This is a genomic window from Bradyrhizobium sp. USDA 4341, assembly GCF_054063755.1.
This window is the reverse complement of sequence record NZ_JBSSGO010000002.1, coordinates 4,677,844-4,694,050: the sequence shown is the minus strand read 5'-3', so window position 1 is coordinate 4,694,050 and position 16,207 is coordinate 4,677,844. Positions and strand designations below refer to the sequence as shown.

General features: G+C 64.1%; 12 protein-coding genes, 1 pseudogene and 1 riboswitch. Of the genes and pseudogenes, 6 read left to right on the top strand and 7 right to left on the bottom strand.

The window, feature by feature from the left end; genetic code table 11:
* Positions 1 to 36 precede the first annotated feature (36 nt).
* From ACVIGB_RS28270 to ACVIGB_RS28245, 6 genes are all read right to left on the bottom strand, one after another.
* Positions 37 to 1,266, bottom strand: a complete 1,230-nt coding sequence (locus ACVIGB_RS28270) for an ABC transporter substrate-binding protein (RefSeq protein WP_092119463.1) — start codon at positions 1,264 to 1,266, stop codon at positions 37 to 39.
* Between the two features lie 29 nt (positions 1,267 to 1,295).
* Positions 1,296 to 2,312: a branched-chain amino acid ABC transporter permease gene (locus tag ACVIGB_RS28265; protein ID WP_092119460.1), complete on the bottom strand. Its 1,017-nt coding sequence runs from the start codon at positions 2,310 to 2,312 to the stop codon at positions 1,296 to 1,298.
* Between the two features lie 2 nt (positions 2,313 to 2,314).
* Entirely contained in the window at positions 2,315 to 3,193 is an 879-nt protein-coding gene (locus tag ACVIGB_RS28260; RefSeq protein WP_021076976.1) for a branched-chain amino acid ABC transporter permease, read from the bottom strand.
* A gap of 12 nt (positions 3,194 to 3,205) precedes the next feature.
* Positions 3,206 to 3,919, bottom strand: coding sequence for an ABC transporter ATP-binding protein (locus ACVIGB_RS28255; RefSeq protein WP_092119454.1), 714 nt, complete (start codon positions 3,917 to 3,919; stop codon positions 3,206 to 3,208).
* Positions 3,916 to 4,713, bottom strand: coding sequence for an ABC transporter ATP-binding protein (locus ACVIGB_RS28250; protein WP_050406254.1), 798 nt, complete (start codon positions 4,711 to 4,713; stop codon positions 3,916 to 3,918). The genes ACVIGB_RS28255 and ACVIGB_RS28250 overlap by 4 nt, the downstream gene beginning before the upstream one ends.
* A 69-nt stretch (positions 4,714 to 4,782) precedes the next feature.
* Positions 4,783 to 5,649 carry an IclR family transcriptional regulator gene (locus ACVIGB_RS28245; RefSeq protein ID WP_092119451.1) on the bottom strand — a complete coding sequence of 289 codons (867 nt, stop codon included), beginning with the start codon at positions 5,647 to 5,649 and terminating at the stop codon, positions 4,783 to 4,785.
* Positions 5,650 to 5,818: 169 nt separating this feature from the next.
* On the opposite strand from ACVIGB_RS28245, the gene ACVIGB_RS28240 reads away from it, so the two are divergent.
* From ACVIGB_RS28240 to ACVIGB_RS28220, 5 genes and pseudogenes are all read left to right on the top strand, one after another.
* Positions 5,819 to 7,915: a 3-hydroxyacyl-CoA dehydrogenase NAD-binding domain-containing protein gene (locus tag ACVIGB_RS28240; protein ID WP_456720174.1), complete on the top strand. Its 2,097-nt coding sequence runs from the start codon at positions 5,819 to 5,821 to the stop codon at positions 7,913 to 7,915.
* Between the two features lie 176 nt (positions 7,916 to 8,091).
* Positions 8,092 to 9,778: pseudogene (gene pimA / locus ACVIGB_RS28235) on the top strand (dicarboxylate--CoA ligase PimA).
* 180 nt (positions 9,779 to 9,958) lie between these two features.
* Positions 9,959 to 11,149, top strand: coding sequence for a pimeloyl-CoA dehydrogenase large subunit (gene pimC, locus ACVIGB_RS28230; protein WP_092119442.1), 1,191 nt, complete (start codon positions 9,959 to 9,961; stop codon positions 11,147 to 11,149).
* A 193-nt stretch (positions 11,150 to 11,342) separates the two neighbouring features.
* The gene (pimD, locus tag ACVIGB_RS28225; protein ID WP_456749242.1) at positions 11,343 to 12,488 is read left to right on the top strand and encodes a pimeloyl-CoA dehydrogenase small subunit; all 1,146 of its coding nucleotides are present in this window, start codon (positions 11,343 to 11,345) and stop codon (positions 12,486 to 12,488) included.
* A 138-nt stretch (positions 12,489 to 12,626) separates the two neighbouring features.
* Positions 12,627 to 13,400, top strand: a complete 774-nt coding sequence (locus ACVIGB_RS28220) for an SDR family NAD(P)-dependent oxidoreductase (protein WP_092119436.1) — start codon at positions 12,627 to 12,629, stop codon at positions 13,398 to 13,400.
* 175 nt (positions 13,401 to 13,575) lie between these two features.
* Here ACVIGB_RS28220 and ACVIGB_RS28215 read toward each other — a convergent pair whose 3' ends face one another.
* On the bottom strand, positions 13,576 to 14,784 hold the full coding sequence (locus tag ACVIGB_RS28215) for an O-succinylhomoserine sulfhydrylase (protein WP_456720176.1): 1,209 nt from the start codon (positions 14,782 to 14,784) through the stop codon (positions 13,576 to 13,578).
* A gap of 76 nt (positions 14,785 to 14,860) precedes the next feature.
* Positions 14,861 to 14,940, bottom strand: a riboswitch (SAM riboswitch).
* A 133-nt stretch (positions 14,941 to 15,073) separates the two neighbouring features.
* On the opposite strand from ACVIGB_RS28215, the gene ACVIGB_RS28210 reads away from it, so the two are divergent.
* Positions 15,074 to 16,180 (top strand): 2'-deoxycytidine 5'-triphosphate deaminase, encoded by a 1,107-nt coding sequence (locus ACVIGB_RS28210; protein ID WP_171947862.1) that lies wholly within the window; start codon positions 15,074 to 15,076, stop codon positions 16,178 to 16,180.
* Positions 16,181 to 16,207 lie beyond the last annotated feature (27 nt).

The following is a 16,207-nucleotide window of genomic DNA, read 5'->3' as shown; positions in this document are numbered from 1 at the left end:
TCGCGGAGGCTGTTGTTTTATTCCCGCAGTGCAACGTCACTCAGAGGGGACGTCGCCGGAAATGATGTCACCGAACAGTTCCCACTTCTGACCCTTGAAGCGCTGCATCTGCAGCTGGGCGATCGGGGCGAAGTCGGTGGCCGAGGTGTTGATCTTGACGCCGGGCAGCAGGGTGTCCGGCGTAAAGTCCTTCAGGCTCGCCGCCTGCTTCATGACGTTGGCGCGGGTAAGGTCGTCGCCGCACATTTCCAGCACCTTGGCGAGCGTCTGCGCGGCGCCGTAGCCGTAGACGTAGCCGCCGTCGGTCTTGTCGGCGCCCGGCATGTACTTGTCGAGAAACTCGGACCACTTCTTCATGCCGGGGTCGTTATTCCACTGCGAGTCGGCGCCGTCCTTGGCGTAGGCAGCCGACAGCACGCCCTGGGCGTTGTCGAAGCCGGCCGGCTGCATCACGCTGCCGACCGAGGCCGACACGTTGGTGATGATCTGCAGCGGCTTCCAGCCGAGCTCGGCGGTCTTCTTGATGGTCTGCGCGCCGAACTTCGGCGTGGTGTAGATCAGCAGCACGTCCGGATTGGCGGCCTTGATCTTGACGATGTGGCCGTCGATCGACGGCTCGGACACCTCATAGCTCTCCTCCATGATGATGCTGGAGGCCGCTTTGGCGCCAAAACCGTCCTTGGTGCCCTTGAGGTAGTCTTTGCCGAAATCGTCGTTCTGATAGAGTATCGCGACCTTGGCGTCGGGCTTCTCCTTCATCAGCCACTTGGCATAGATCTGCGCTTCGCTCTGGTAGCTCGGCTGCCAGCCCATGGTCCATGGGAAGTTCTTCGGATCGTTCCACTTGGTGGCGCCGGTGGCGACGAACAGCTGCGGGATCTTCTTGGAATTCAGGTATTTCTGGATCGCGGTGTTGGACGGCGTGCCGAGCGGGTTGAAGACCAGCAGCACTTCGTCGCTCTCGACCAGCTTGCGCACCTGCTCGACCGCCTTCGGCGGCGAGTAGGCGTCGTCATAGCTGACGAAATTGACCTTGCGGCCGTTGATGCCGCCGCGGTCGTTGATCATCTTGAAGTAGGCTTCTTCGGTCTTGCCGATCACGCCGTAGGCGGAGGCCGGTCCCGAATAGGGGATGATGTTGCCGACCTTGATCTCGGTATCGCTTGCGCCGGTGTCGTATTTCTTTTGGGCGAATGCGGCAGTGGACGTCGCGGCAACAGCGACGATCGCCGCGGAAATCGCGGCGATCCGAACGGTAGAAAGCATAATGTCTCCTGGTTTGGTTCTAAAGATTCTTAGTTTTTCTTGAGCTTTGCGGCCAGTTGCTGGGCAACGATCGCAACCTGCCTGGCGCCGTGCGGCACGAGGAAGATGACGAGGAACAGCAACACGCCGAACACCGCACCCGAAAGGCCCTTCGAGATGCCTTCGGCGATGTTGGGCACGAAGATGATGAAGGCGGAACCTACGATCGAGCCGGGCAGCCAACCGACGCCGCCGACCACCATGCCGAGGAACAGCGAGATCGCGAGCTGGATGGTGTAGCCGTCAGGCGCCACGAACTGCACCGCGATCGCGCCGAGACCGCCGGCAACGCCGGTGATGCCGGCCGAGACGCCGAACGCCAGCGTCTTGTACAGCGCGACGTCGACGCCCATCGCGGAAGCCGCGATCTCGTTATCGCGGATCGCCATGAAGGCGCGGCCGGAGCGCGAGCGCAGCAGGTTTACCGAGGCGATGTAGATCGCGATCCCGACCGCCAGGGTGAAGTAATAAAGCCACATATCCTGCGACATTGGCAGCCCGAACGGGGCATCCGGCTTGGTGACGACGAGGCCCTGCACGCCGCCGGTCCAGTGCTCGAAATAGCCGAGCTTGAGCAGCTGCGGCATCGCGGTGGCGAGCGCGAAGGTCGCGAGCGCCAGATAGACGCCGGATAGCCGCAGCGCCGGCTGGCCGAACAGGAAGCCGAAGCCGAAGCAGACGATGCCGGCGACCGGCAGCGTCAGGGCATAGTTCATGCCCGCATGCTCCATCAGGATCGCCGACGTATAGGCGCCGACGGCGTAGAACGCGCTCTGGCCGAGCGAGAACTGGCCGCTTCCGCCGGTAAGGATATTGAGCGCCATCACCGCAAGCGCGTAGATCAGAAGCATCGTCATCTGGAAGATGATGAAGTTCTTCACGAACAGCGGGATCAGGATCAGCGCGGCGAGCACGACGAGCGAGGTGCCGTAGCCCAGTGTCATGGCACGCTTGGGAACGGCCTCGACGGCGGGGGCTTCTGTGACGATGTCTTCAACGGCGCTCATGATCAAACTCGCTTGACGATGGCGCGGCCGAACAGGCCTGCCGGTTTAACGACCAGGACGACGATGATCAGCGCGAGCGCGATCGGAAGTTTCAGTTCATTGCCGACGCCGGGGATGTAGGTGCCGACGAGGTTCTCGAAGATGCCGACCAGGAAGCCGCCCATCACGGCGCCGAACGGCGAGGTCAGGCCGCCGAGCACGGCTGCGGCGAATCCGTAGATCAGCACGCCGAGCATCATGTTCGGCTCGAGGAACACCACCGGCGCGATCATCATGCCGGCGATCGAGCCGATCGCGGACGCCATGCCCCAGCCCAGCGCGATCATCCAGGAGGTGTTGATGCCGACCAGCCGGGCCGATTCAGGCAGCGAGGCGGCCGCCCGCATCGCAAGGCCGACCCGGGTGAAGCGGAAGAAGAAGAACAACAGCAGCAGCATCAACAGCGTGATGCCGATCATGCCCGCCTGGTGGGTCGAGATCAGCTGGCTGCCGAGGAACGGCGAGGAGCCGAACGGCGTCGGATACTGCTTGATGGTGAAGTCCCAGATCAAGCCGGCGACGCTGTTGATGATCGCATACAGCGCGATGAAGCCGGCGACATTGGTCAGGATCGGGGCCTTGGCCAGCGGCTTGAACAGCAACCGCTCGATGACGATGCCGGCGGCAAACGAAAACGCGACGGTGAGCACGAAGGCGCCCCAATATGGCACACCCCATTGCATCAGCTGCCAGGACACGAAGGTCGAGAACATCGCCATTTCGCCCTGGGCGAAATTCAGGTGGTCGATGGCCTGGTAGATCATCACGACCGCGAGCGCCATGCAGGCATAGATCGCGCCCGTGGCGATGCCGGCCAGGACCTGGTTGGCAAAAAGCTCCATTGTGCCAGCTCCTCAGTAGCCGAGATAGGATTTGCGGACGTCTTCGTTGTTCGCGATGTCCTTGGCATTGCCCGACATCACGATCCGTCCGGTTTCGATCACATAGGCCTGGTCGGCGAGCTCGAGCGCGAGCTGCGCGTTCTGCTCGACCACCAGGATGGTCACCTTTTCCTCGCGATTGATCTTGCCGAGGATGCGGAACAGGTCGCGCACGATCAGCGGCGCGAGGCCGAATGACGGCTCGTCGAGCAGCATCAGGCGCGGCCGCAGCATCAGCGCGCGCGCCACCGCGAGCATCTGCTGCTCGCCGCCCGACAGCGTGCCGGCCTGCTGGGTGTAGCGCTGCTTCAGCACCGGGAAATGCTCGTACATCCGCTCGATGTCGGCGCCGATGGCGTTCTTGTCGGAACGGCTGATGGCGCCGAGCTGCAGATTCTCCTCCACCGTCATGTTGGTGAAGGTGCCGCGGCCCTGCGGCACATGGGCGATGCCGAGGCGGACCACGTTCTCGGTGGAACGGGTGCCGATCGGCTTGCCCTCGAACTCGATCGCACCGGTCGAGCGCACCATGTTGCAGATCGCTCGCAGCGTGGTGGTCTTGCCGGCGCCGTTGGCGCCGAGCAGGGTGGTCAGCGAACCCTCGTTGAGCGAGAAGCTGAGGCCGTGCAGGGCCTGGACCTGACCGTAATAGGCGCGCAGGTCCTTGACGTTGAGCATCGCGGTCATTGGTCCTTGCTCCCCAGATAGGCCTTGATGACGTCGGGGTCGGCCTGGACCTGGGCCGGCGTGCCTTCGGCCAGCTTGCGGCCGAAATTGAGCGCGACGACGTGGTCGGCGATCGACATCACGAGACCCATGTGATGCTCGACCAGCAACACCGTAATTTTACGGTCATCGCGGATTTTGCGGATCAAATCGCCGAGCACATAGACTTCCTCGTGATTGAGGCCGCCAGCCGGCTCGTCGAGCAGCAGGATCTTCGGATCCGCCGCCAAGGCGCGCGCCAGTTCGACGCGTTTCTGGGTGCCGAACGGAAGTCCCGAGACCACGGTGTGGGCGACGTCCTCGAGATCGAGATAGCCGAGGATGTCGTGCACCTTCTTGTTCATGTCGCTCTCGCCGCGGCGAACCCAGGCGAGGCGCAGCGAGTCGCTGACGATGTCGCTCGAGGTGCGGGCATGCGCGCCGACGCGGACATTGTCGATCACCGACAGATTGGGAAACAGCGCGACGTTCTGGAAGGTGCGGCCGATGCCGATCTCGGCAATCCGGTGCGGCGGCCGCGACAGGATGCTCTTGCCTTCCATCAGGATGTCGCCGGACGACGGCTGGTAGAGCCGCGACAGGCAATTGAACAGCGTCGTCTTGCCGGCGCCGTTCGGTCCGATCAGCCCGAGGATCTGCCCATGGCGCATGTCGAACGACACGCCATTCAGTGCGATGATGCCGCCGAACACGACGCTGACGTCGCGAACCGCGAGCAGAGGATCATTCCCCTGCGCGAGCTGTGCCTGCGTCATCTCGTCTCGCCCGCCATCTCTGAGCGGTGCGAGCGGCCCTGCGATGGATTTCGCCGGACGCGATGGAGGCTATCTGATCCCCTCGGCCAAACGTGCAACTTTCCCTCCTACTCTAGACTTTTTGGTTTGTTCTTTTTTGGATTGCGGCGCTATTCCACCGAGCGCCTGCTCGATGTTCCTTACCATCGCGACAAGGCGAGGTCCAATGTCGTTGAGCAATCTATCTTCCGTGAAGCGGAATGCCGGCGCGCCGCAATTGAAGGCGTAAGGACCGGTTCCGTCGTTCAGTCTCAATGCAACGCCAACCGCGGCGACGTCGTCCTGCCAGTCGCCGGTAGACATGGTGAAGCCGTACTTCGCCACCGTCTCGCCGGAGCGCTCGATGCCGTCGCGCATCTTGGCCCAGCGGCTGCCATAGTGATCCCGCAGCTCGCGTAATAGAGCCGCACGCTCTTCGGGTGGCAATGCCCAAATATAGGCACGGCCCATCGCGGTGGTCGCGATCGGCACCCGCGAGCCGACGTCGAGCTGCACGCCGAGCGCCAGGCCGTTCCGGCTCTGGCCGAAATAGATCATGCTGTGACGGTCGCGGCCGCCGACAGCGACCGCGCCGCCGGTCGCGCGCATCACTTCTTCTCGATACGGCTCGGACAAATGCCGAACGCCGAGATTGGCGAGCGCGGCGTAGCCGAGCGCCATCGCCGACGGCGCGAGCTGATACTTTTCGAATTTCGGTACAGGTGTAAGGTATCCCAGCTTGGTCAGCGTGTAGGTCAGCCGGGAAATGGTTGGCTTCGGTAACTTGGTGCGGGCTGCAATCTCCTGATTGCCGAGCAGCCCGTCATTGGGTTGAAATGCACGCAGGACATCCAGTCCGCGGGAAAGCGCGACGACGAAATTGCGATCGGTCGCTGCTTTCTTGCTGGCGCGCTTCATTCCCTGCCCTTGTCATGCTCGTTGACAAGGCTCGTGCTTCAAAATAACCCTCCGTGTCAAGATGTGGAATTAAATTTCGCAGTGCGAAATTGGTCTAATCTAGCCGCTCGACGCCAGTCGTGCAGCTACTCAACGCAAGTTCAAGAACAAGCATCCAGGGAGAGTCCCGGTGAGTGAAGTCGTCAAGCTCGAACGTCATGACAACATTGCCGTCGTCACGGTTAACAGTCCGCCTGTAAACGCGCTGAGCGCCGCCGTGCGCGGCGGCATCTTCGATTGCGTCAAGAGCGCGATCGATGACGCGCAGGTCCAGGGCATCGTGCTGACCTGCGCCGGCCGCACCTTCATCGCCGGCGCCGACATCACCGAATTCGGCAAGCCGCCGAAGCCGCCCGGGCTCGCCGACGTGCTGAGCCTGATGGAGAGCTCGCCGAAGCCGATCGTTGCCGCGATCCACGGCACCGCGCTCGGCGGTGGCCTCGAGGTCGCGCTGGCCTGCCACTATCGCGTCGCCACCAAGGACGCCAAGCTCGGTCTGCCCGAGGTGAAGCTCGGCCTGCTGCCGGGCGCCGGCGGCACCCAGCGCCTGCCGCGTGCGGTCGGTCCCGAGCTCGCGGTCAAGATGATCGTCGGCGGCGATCCGATCGGTGCGGATGCGGCGCTGAAGGCCGGCCTGATCGATGAGATCGTCGAGGGTCCGGCGTCGGGCGGTGAGGCATTTGCCCGCAAGGTGGTCGCCGAGAAGCGTCCGCTGCGCAAGCTGCGCGATGACGACAGCAAGCTCGCCGCGGCCAAGGCCGACCGTTCGATCTTCACCAATGCGGTCGCCGCGCTGACCAAGAAGTCGCGCGGCCTCGAGGCGCCGTTCGCAGCCGCCGACGCCGTCGGCGCTGCGATCGACCTGCCGTTCGACGAAGGCCTGAAGAAGGAGCGCGAGGGCTTCCTCAAGCTGATGAACGGCGAACAGTCCAAGGCGCAGCGTTACGCGTTCTTCGCCGAGCGCGAAGCTGCCAAGATCTCCGGCGTTCCCGAGGGCACCAAGGGCCGCAACGTGGCGCGCGTCGCCATCCTCGGCGCCGGCACCATGGGCGGCGGCATCGCGATGTCGTTCGCCAATGCCGGCATCCCGGTCACCCTGATCGAGACCGGCGAGGAGCAGCTCAAGCGCGGCTTGGGCATCATGCAGAAGAACTATGAGGCGACCGCCGCGCGCGGTGGCATCCCGGCGGACGCGCCCGCCAAGCGCATGGCGCTGATCAACGGCGTCGTCGGCATCGAGAACATCGGCGACGCCGATCTCGTGATCGAGGCGGTGTTCGAGACCATGGCGGTCAAGAAGGAAGTGTTCGGCAAGCTCGATCAGTACGCCAAGCCGGGCGCGGTGCTGGCCTCCAACACCTCCTATCTCAACATCGACGAGATCGCGCAGTCGACCAAGCGTCCGCAGGACGTGCTCGGCATGCACTTCTTCTCGCCGGCCAACGTCATGAAGTTGTGCGAGATCGTGCGCGCCGACAAGACCGCGCCGGATGCGCTGGTCACTGCCGTCTCGATCGCGCGCAAGATCGCCAAGGTGCCGGCCGTGGTCGGCGTCTGCGACGGCTTCGTCGGCAACCGCATGCTGGCGCAGCGCGGCAAGCAGTCCGAGAAGCTGTTGTTCGAAGGCGCGCTGCCGCAGCAGGTCGACGCTGTGGTCACCAAGTTCGGCATGCCGATGGGCCCGTTTGCGATGGGCGATCTCGCCGGTCTCGATATCGGCTGGCGCTCGCGCAAGGACCGCGGCATCAAGTCGGAGATCGCGGACGCGCTGTGCGAAGCCGGCCGCTTCGGCCAGAAGACCGGCAAGGGCTACTACAAGTATGAGCAGGGCTCGCGCGCGGCGCTGCCCGATCCGGAGGTCGAGAAGCTGATCGACGAGACGCTGGCGCGCCTCGGCCGCAAGAAGCGCGTCGTCAGCGACGACGAGATCCTCGAGCGCATGATGTACCCGATGATCAACGAAGGCGCGAAGATCCTCGCCGAGGGCATCGCGGCGCGTCCGTCTGACATCGACGTGGTATGGCTCTATGGCTATGGCTGGCCGATCTATCGCGGCGGCCCGATGTTCTGGGCCGACACCGTGGGCCTCAAGCACATCGCCGATCGCCTGGCCTTCTACGCCAAGGAGACCAACGATCCTTCGCTCGAGCCGGCGCCGCTGCTCAAGAAGCTCGCGGACGAAGGCAAGACCTTCGCCTCGCTCGCCGCCGCGTCGAAGGCGGCGTGATCTTTCTTGGCGCCACTGGCTCGGTGTTCGGGTTCCCTCTCCCCTTGTGGGAGAGGGTTAGGGAGAGGGGTGGCCGCATCGGCACTGCCCGCGTGAACCCCCTTCCCCAACCCCTCCCCACAAGGGGGAGGGGAGCCCACACGCCGATGCTCACCTAACAGGTGTTGAACGTTTCCATGACCTATCCCGGCGAACAATATTATCCCAAGGGCGTGCAATGGAGCGACGAGATCACGCGCGGCACGCTGCCGGACCTGCTCTCGAATGCCGCCGCCGAGTTCGGCGCGCGTCCGGTGCTCGAATTCCGCGACCAGCAGATCAGCTACAGCGAGCTTGAGGCGCTGGTCGAGACTGCAGCTGCCGCCTTCATGCGCGCGGGTTACGGCAAGGGCACCTCGGTCGCGCTGTTTCTCGGCAACTCGCCCGACCATCCGATCAACTTCTTCGGCGCGCTGAAGGCCGGAGCACGCGTCGTGCATCTGTCGCCGCTCGACGGCGAGATCGCGCTGTCGCACAAGCTCTCCGATTCAGGCGCACGGGTGCTGGTCACCAGCAACCTGTCGGCGCTGTTGCCGACCGCGCTGAAATTCCTCGCCAAGGGGCTGCTCGACCGTCTGATCGTTTGCGAGGACGATCATTGGGGCAAGGTCGGCACACAGCAAGCCGCGTTGCCCGACAATCCCGCAATCATCACGCACCGGCAGTTCATCGACGGCGCGGTCAAGCCGTCGCAATGGCCAGCCGTCGACGTCGAGGACGTCGCGCTGCTGCAATATACCGGCGGCACCACCGGTCTGCCCAAGGGCGCGATGCTCAGCCACGGCAATCTCACCGCGGCGGTGTCGATCTATGACGTCTGGGGCAAGCCGGGGCGGCTCGAACGCAACGGGATCGAGCGCGTCATCTGCGTGCTGCCGCTGTTTCATATCTATGCGCTGACCGTCGTGCTGCTGTCGGTGATCCGGCGCGGCCATCTGATCTCGCTGCATCAGCGCTTCGACGTCGAGGCCGTGATGCGCGACATCGAGGTCAAGCGCGCGACGGTGTTTCCCCGGCGTGCCGACGATGTGGATCGCGATCGCCTCGCTGCCCGACCTCGACAAGCGCGATCTGTCCTCGCTGGTCGTCGCCGGCTCCGGCGGCGCTCCGCTGCCGGTCGAGGTCGCAAAGATCTTCGAGCGCCGCGTCGGCATGAAACTGAAGAGCGGCTGGGGCATGACCGAGACCTGCTCGCCCGGCACCGGCCATCCCAAGGAAGGGCCGGAGAAGCCGGGCTCGATCGGACTGATGCTGCCCGGCATCGAGATGGACGTGGTGTCGCTGGAGGATTCCACCAAGCTGATGCCGGTCGGCGAGGTCGGCGAAATCCGCATCCGCGGCCCGAACGTCACCAAAGGCTACTGGAACAGGCCGGCGGAGACCGCGGAGGCCTTTGTCGGCGACCGCTTCCTGACCGGCGACATCGGCTACATGGATGCCGACGGCTATTTCTATCTGGTCGACCGCAAGAAGGACATGATCATCTCCGGTGGCTTCAACGTCTATCCGCAGATGATCGAGCAGGCGATCTACACGCATCCCGCCGTGCAGGAGGTGATCGTGATCGGCATCCCCGACGACTACCGCGGCGAGGCGGCAAAGGCCTTCATCAAGCTGCGCGACGGCGAGAAGGTGTTCTCGATCGACGATCTGCGCACATTCCTCACCGGCAAGGTCGGCAAGCACGAACTGCCGGCCGCCGTCGAGTTCGTCGACGAGCTGCCGCGCACCCCGGTCGGCAAGCTGTCGCGTCACGAATTGCGGCAGCAGCAGCCGAAGACGTCTCAAACCACGCAACAAACCGCATCAGGATCGCGCTCATGATGGACGATATGGTGCAATGAATCCGTCGTCCCGGCGAAAGCCGGGACCCATACGCCGCGGCCTATGTAAGAGGCACAGTGGCAGCCGGCTTTGCCAATTGCGATGGCCGGTGGTTATGGGTCCCTGCTTTCGCAGGGACGACCAGGAAAGAAGCAGTTGAACTTTTAAAAGGAGGATCCGATGGATCTCGCTTTCACCAAGGAAGAGATAGCGTTTCGCGAGGAGGTACGGGAGTTCTTCAAGAACAACGTGCCGCCGGATACAAGGCGCAAGCTGCAGGAAGGCCGCCATCTGTCGAAGGACGAGATGGTCACCTGGTGGCGCATCCTCAACAAGAAGGGTTGGGGCGTCACCCACTGGCCGAAGGAATATGGCGGCACCGGCTGGACCACCGTGCAGCACTACATCTTCAACGAAGAGCTGCAGTCCTATCCCGCGCCGCAGCCGCTCGCCTTCGGCGTCAGCATGGTCGGCCCTGTCATCTACACCTTCGGCAATGAGAAGCAGAAGAAGGAATATCTGCCGCGCATCGCCAATGTCGACGACTGGTGGTGCCAGGGCTTCTCGGAACCGGGCTCGGGTTCGGACCTCGCCTCGCTGAAGACCAAGGCCGAGCGCCGTGGCGACAAGTGGATCATCAACGGCCAGAAGACCTGGACCACGCTCGCCCAGCACGCCGACATGATCTTCTGCCTCTGCCGCACCGACAACAACGCGAAGAAGCAGATGGGCATCTCCTTCATCGTGTTCAGCATGAAGTCGAAGGGCGTCACCGTGCGCCCGATCCAGACCATTGACGGCGGCCACGAGGTCAACGAGGTGTTCTTCGACGACGTCGAGGTGCCTGTCGAGAACCTGATCGGTGAGGAGAACAAGGGCTGGGATTACGCCAAATTCCTGCTCGGCAATGAGCGCACCGGCATCGCCCGGGTCGGCGTCTCGAAGGAGCGGCTGCGCCGCATCCGCGCGCTGGCCTCCAAGGTCGAGTCCGGCGGCCGTCCGGTCATCGAGGATCCGGCGTTCCGCGAGAAGCTCACGGCCTGCGAGATCGAGCTGAAGGCGCTCGAGCTCACCCAGCTCCGCGTCGTCGCCGACGAAGGCAAGCACGGCAAGGGCAAGCCCAATCCGGCCTCCTCGGTGCTCAAGATCAAGGGCTCGGAAATCCAGCAGACCACGACCGAACTTCTGATGGAGATCATCGGTCCGTTCGCCGCGCCCTATGACGAGCACGGCGACGCCGGCTCGAACGAGAGCATGGATTGGACCGCGCAGATCGCGCCGAGCTATTTCAACAACCGCAAGGTTTCGATCTACGGCGGCTCCAACGAGATCCAGCGCAACATCATCAGCAAGGCGGTGCTGGGGCTTTGATCTTCTCCCTCTCCCCGTTCTTCGCGGGGAGAGGCCCCGGCTCTGTCATCGGTGTCATTCCGGGGCATCGCGAAGCGATGAGCCCGGAATCCATAACCACCATCGTGAGTATGGATTCCTGGCCTGGCCCTTCGGGCCATCCCGGAATGACACCGCGGAAGAGCATCAGCAATTTTGACGATAGGGAACGAACATGGATTTTGATCTGTCCGAGGAGCAGCGGCTTCTCAAGGAAAGCGTCGACGGGTTGCTGGCGGATGCCTACGACTTCGATGCGCGCAAGAAGTACATGAAGGAGAAGGGCGGCTGGAGCAAAGCGCTCTGGGGCAAGCTCGCCGAGCAGGGCCTGCTTGGTCTGCCCTTCGCCGAGACCGACGGCGGCTTCGGCGCCGGCGCGGTCGAGACCATGATCGTGATGGAAGCGCTCGGCAAGGCACTGGTGGTCGAGCCGTATCTCGCCACCGTCGTGATCGCCGGTGGTTTCCTGCGCCATGGCGGCTCGGCCGAGCAGAAGGCCAAGTACATCCCGGGCATCATCGACGGCAGCAAGACCTTCGGCTTTGCGCAGCTCGAGAAGAACTCGCGCTACGATCTGTTTGACGTCGTGACCACGGCGAAGAAGAAGGGCGACGGCTGGGTGATCGACGGTGAGAAGTTCGTCGTGCTCAATGGCGAGAACGCCGACACGCTGATCGTGACCGCGCGCACCAAGGGCGGCCAGCGCGACAAGGCCGGCATCGGCGTGTTCCTGGTTCCGGCGGACGCCAAGGGCGTCACCAGGAAGGGCTATCCCACCCAGGACGGCCTGCACGCAGCCGACATCACCTTCACCAATGTCGAGGTCGGTGCGGATGCTGCGATCGGCGATCCCGAGAACGGCCTGCCCCTGATCGAGCGCGTGGCGGACGAAGCCCGCATTGCGCTGTGCGCGGAAGCCGTCGGCGCGATGGACGAGTCGCTCAAGGAGACCGTCGAGTACATCAAGACCCGCAAGCAGTTCGGTGTTGCGATCGGCTCGTTCCAGAGCCTGCAGCATCGCGCGGCCGACATGTTCGTGGCGCTGGAGCAGGCCCGCAGCATGTCGATGTTTGCGACCATGGCGTCGGACTTCAGCGATGCCAAGGAGCGTTCGTCCGCGGTCGCGGCCGCCAAGGTGCAGGTCGGCAAGTCCTTGAAGTTCGTCGGCCAGCAGTCGATCCAGCTTCATGGCGGCATCGGCATGACCATGGAAGCCAAGATCGGCCATTACTTCAAGCGGCTGACCATGATCGAGAACACGCTCGGCGATACCGACTACCACCTCCGTCGCGTCAGCGAGGGTGGCGGGCTGTTGGCGTAAGCACACTGATGTCATTCCGGCGCGCCGCAGCGCGGCGAACCCGGAATCCATTTCACAACCAATGATGTGGCCTAATGGATTCCGGGTTCGCGACTGCGTCGCGCCCCGGAATGACGGCGCATCCGGGAGGCAACAACAATGAAGAACACCCCGTTCGATCTCACCGGCCAGGTCGCGGTCGTCACCGGCTCGAGCCGCGGCATCGGCCGCTCCTCGGCCGAACTGCTGGCTAAGCTCGGCGCCAAGGTCGTGATCTCCTCGCGCAAGGCGGACGCCTGCCAGGAAGTCGCCGACGGCATCAAGAAGGCCGGCGGCGATGCGCTCGTCATCCCCTGTAACATCGCGCGCCGCGCGGAGGTCGAGGGGCTCATTTCGGGCACGATCAAGCATTACGGCAAGATCGACATCCTGGTCTGCAATGCCGCGGTGAATCCGTATTACGGGCCGCTGCTCGACATCACGGACGAGGCCTTCGACAAGATCATGGGCTCCAACGTCAAGAGCAACATCTGGCTTTCCGCGCTGGCGATCCCGCAGATGGCCGAACGCGGCAAGGGCTCGGTCGTGATCATCTCCTCGATCGGCGGCCTGCGCGGCTCGACCGTGATCGGCGCCTACGGCATCTCCAAGGCGGCGGACTTTGCGCTGTGCCGCAGCCTCGCCGGCGAATGGGGACCGAAGGGCGTGCGCGTCAATTGCGTGGCGCCGGGTCTGGTGAAGACCGATTTCGCCCGCGCGCTGTGGGAGGATCCGGACAATCTGAAGCGTCGCACCGCGTCGACGCCGCTCCGCCGCATCGGCGAGCCCGACGAGATCGCGGGCGCAGTGGCCTATCTCGCCTCCGATGCCTCGACCTTCATGACCGGCCAGACCATCGTGGTCGACGGCGGCGTGACGACGGCTGCGACGTAAGGTTCACTTGCTTCGCCTCTCCCGCTTGCGGGCGAGGCCGACGCGCTCGGCAGCGCTCTTGCGCGCCTGAGCGCGGCGGGTGGGGGCTCTCTCCACGGAATGACTCGTGGAGAGAGCCCCCACCCCAACCCTCCCCCGCAAGCGGGAGAGTCCCGTCGGGGCTTCTTCGCCCGCCTCAAACCTGCTCGAGAGCGCGTTCAAAATCCTCGATCAAATCGTCGGGGTGCTCGAGCCCGGCCGAGAAGCGGATAAAACCTTCGCTGATGCCGAGCTCGGCGCGGGCCTCCGGCGCCAGGCGCTGATGCGTCGTGGTGGCGGGATGCGTGACCAGGCTCTTGGCATCGCCGAGATTGTTGGAGATGCGTGAGATCTTCAGCGCATTGAGGCAGCGGAAGGCGCCGGCCTTGCCGTCCTTGACCTCGAAGCCGACCAGCGTCGAACCGGCGCCCATCTGCTTCTTCACGGTCTCGGCCTGCGGATGATCGGGGCGGCCGGGATAGACCAGCCGCGTGATCTTCGGATGCTTCGCCAGCGCCTCGGCGATCTTCGCCGCGTTCTCGGTCTGCGCGCGGACCCGGATGCCGAGCGTCTCCAGCCCCTTCAACAGTACCCAGGCGTTGAACGGCGACAGCGACGGGCCGGTCTGGCGCATGAAATTATGGATATGCTCGGCGATGAAGGCCTCCGACGACAGGATGACGCCGCCGAGGCAGCGGCCCTGGCCGTCGATATGCTTGGTCGCGGAATAGACCACGACGTCGGCGCCGAGCGACAGCGGGCTCTGCCAGATCGGCGTCGCGAACACATTGTCGACGATCAGCCGGGCGCCGCCGCTATGCGCGATCTCCGCAATCGCGCCGATGTCGAGCACGTCGAGTGTCGGATTGGTCGGGCTCTCCAGGAAGAAGGTCTTGGTGTTCGGCCGCAATGCGCGCTGCCACTGGTCGAGATCGAGGCCGTCGACCAGCGTGGTCTCGATGCCGTAGCGCGGCAGCAGGTCCTGCACGACGTAGAGGCAGGAGCCGAACAGCGCCTTCGACGCCACCACGTGGTCGCCGGCCTTCAGCGGCGCGAGGATCGCGGTGGTCACCGCGGCCATGCCGGTCGCGGTCGAGCGCGCGGCTTCCGCGCCCTCGAGCTCGATCATGCGGCGCTCGAACATCGCAATGGTCGGATTGGAATAGCGCGAATAGATGAAGCCGGGATCCTGACCCTTGAAGCGCGCCTCGCATTGCTCGGCGGTGTCGTAGACGTAACCCTGGGTGAGAAACAGCGCTTCCGACGTCTCCCCGAATTGCGAGCGGAGGGTGCCGCCATGGACGAGGCGGGTTTCGGGACGAAAGCGGGCGGTATCTTTGGATTCAGAAGACTTGGATTCAGACATGTGACCTCCGACGTGGCCATTTCCCTCGGAAAATGGCCACAAAAAAACCGGCCTGGAGCAACCTCCACAAGCCGGGATCACACTGTCCCCGGCCTGTTTAGCGACTTATTTAACGTGGCTGCAAGCCGGCCGGCTCAAATCACCACGGGATAAGTGCAGCTGATATTCCCTCGCGCCCTTTCCGTCAAGACGGTCATCGGATAACCCGTAAAAGCCCATAATTTGGGGCTTGGTGGCCGCTCAGAGTATGATTTTGGGCCATCTCGAGGGATCGCCAAGGGACCGCATCGTGTCGTTCACGCTGGAAGACGAATCCAACGGAATTCTGCCCGACCGCATGATCGCGGAGATGGCGGAGGCCGGCCTCATTCTGCCCGCCTATGACTTTGTCGAGAGCCAGATCCAGCCGGCAAGCCTCGACCTGCGCCTCGGCGACATCGCCTACCGCGTCCGCGCCAGCTTCCTGCCGGGGCCCGATGCCACGGTCGCGGAGCGGATCGACCAGCTGAAGCTGCACGAGATCGATCTCTCCGACGGCGCGGTGCTGGAGACCAATTGCGTCTACATCGTCCCGCTGCTGGAGAGCCTGGCGCTGCCGCCGGAGATCGTGGCTGCGGCCAACCCGAAGAGCTCGACCGGACGGCTCGACGTCTTCACCCGCGTGATCGCCGACGGCACCCGCCGCTTCGACATGATCGGCGCCGGCTATCACGGTCCGCTCTATGCCGAGATCAGCCCGAAGACGTTTCCCGTGCTGCTGCGCGAGGGTTCGCGGCTCAGCCAGGTCCGCTTCCGGATCGGCGAAGCGACCTTGACCGCCGACGAGCTCGACGCGCTGCATGCCGCCGAGCGGCTGGTCGATGCCGACAATGCCGATCTCACCCATGGCGTCGCGCTGTCGGTTGATCTCTCCGGCGAGAACTCGGGCGGCTTCGTCGGCTATCGCGCCAAGCGCCACACCGGCGTGGTCGATGTCGATCGCCGCGGCGGCTATTCGGTCGAAGAATTCTGGGAGCCGATCAAGGCGCGGCCCGACGGCAGCCTCATTCTCGATCCCGGCGAGTTCTACATCCTGGCCTCGAAAGAGGCCGTGCAGGTGCCGCCGGACTACGCCGCGGAGATGGTGCCGTTCGATCCGCTGGTCGGCGAATTCCGCGTCCACTATGCCGGCTTCTTCGATCCCGGCTTCGGCTATGCCGGCGCCGGCGGCAAGGGTGCGCGCGCCGTGCTCGAAGTGCGCTCGCGCGAGGTACCGTTCATTCTCGAGCATGGCCAGATCGTCGGCCGCCTCGTCTATGAACGCATGCTCGAGCGCCCCGACGCGCTCTACGGCCAGCGCATCGGCTCGAACTACCAGGCGCAGGGCCTGAAGCTCTCCAAGCATTTCCGCGTTTAATTCCGTAGCCCGGATGAAGCGCAGCGA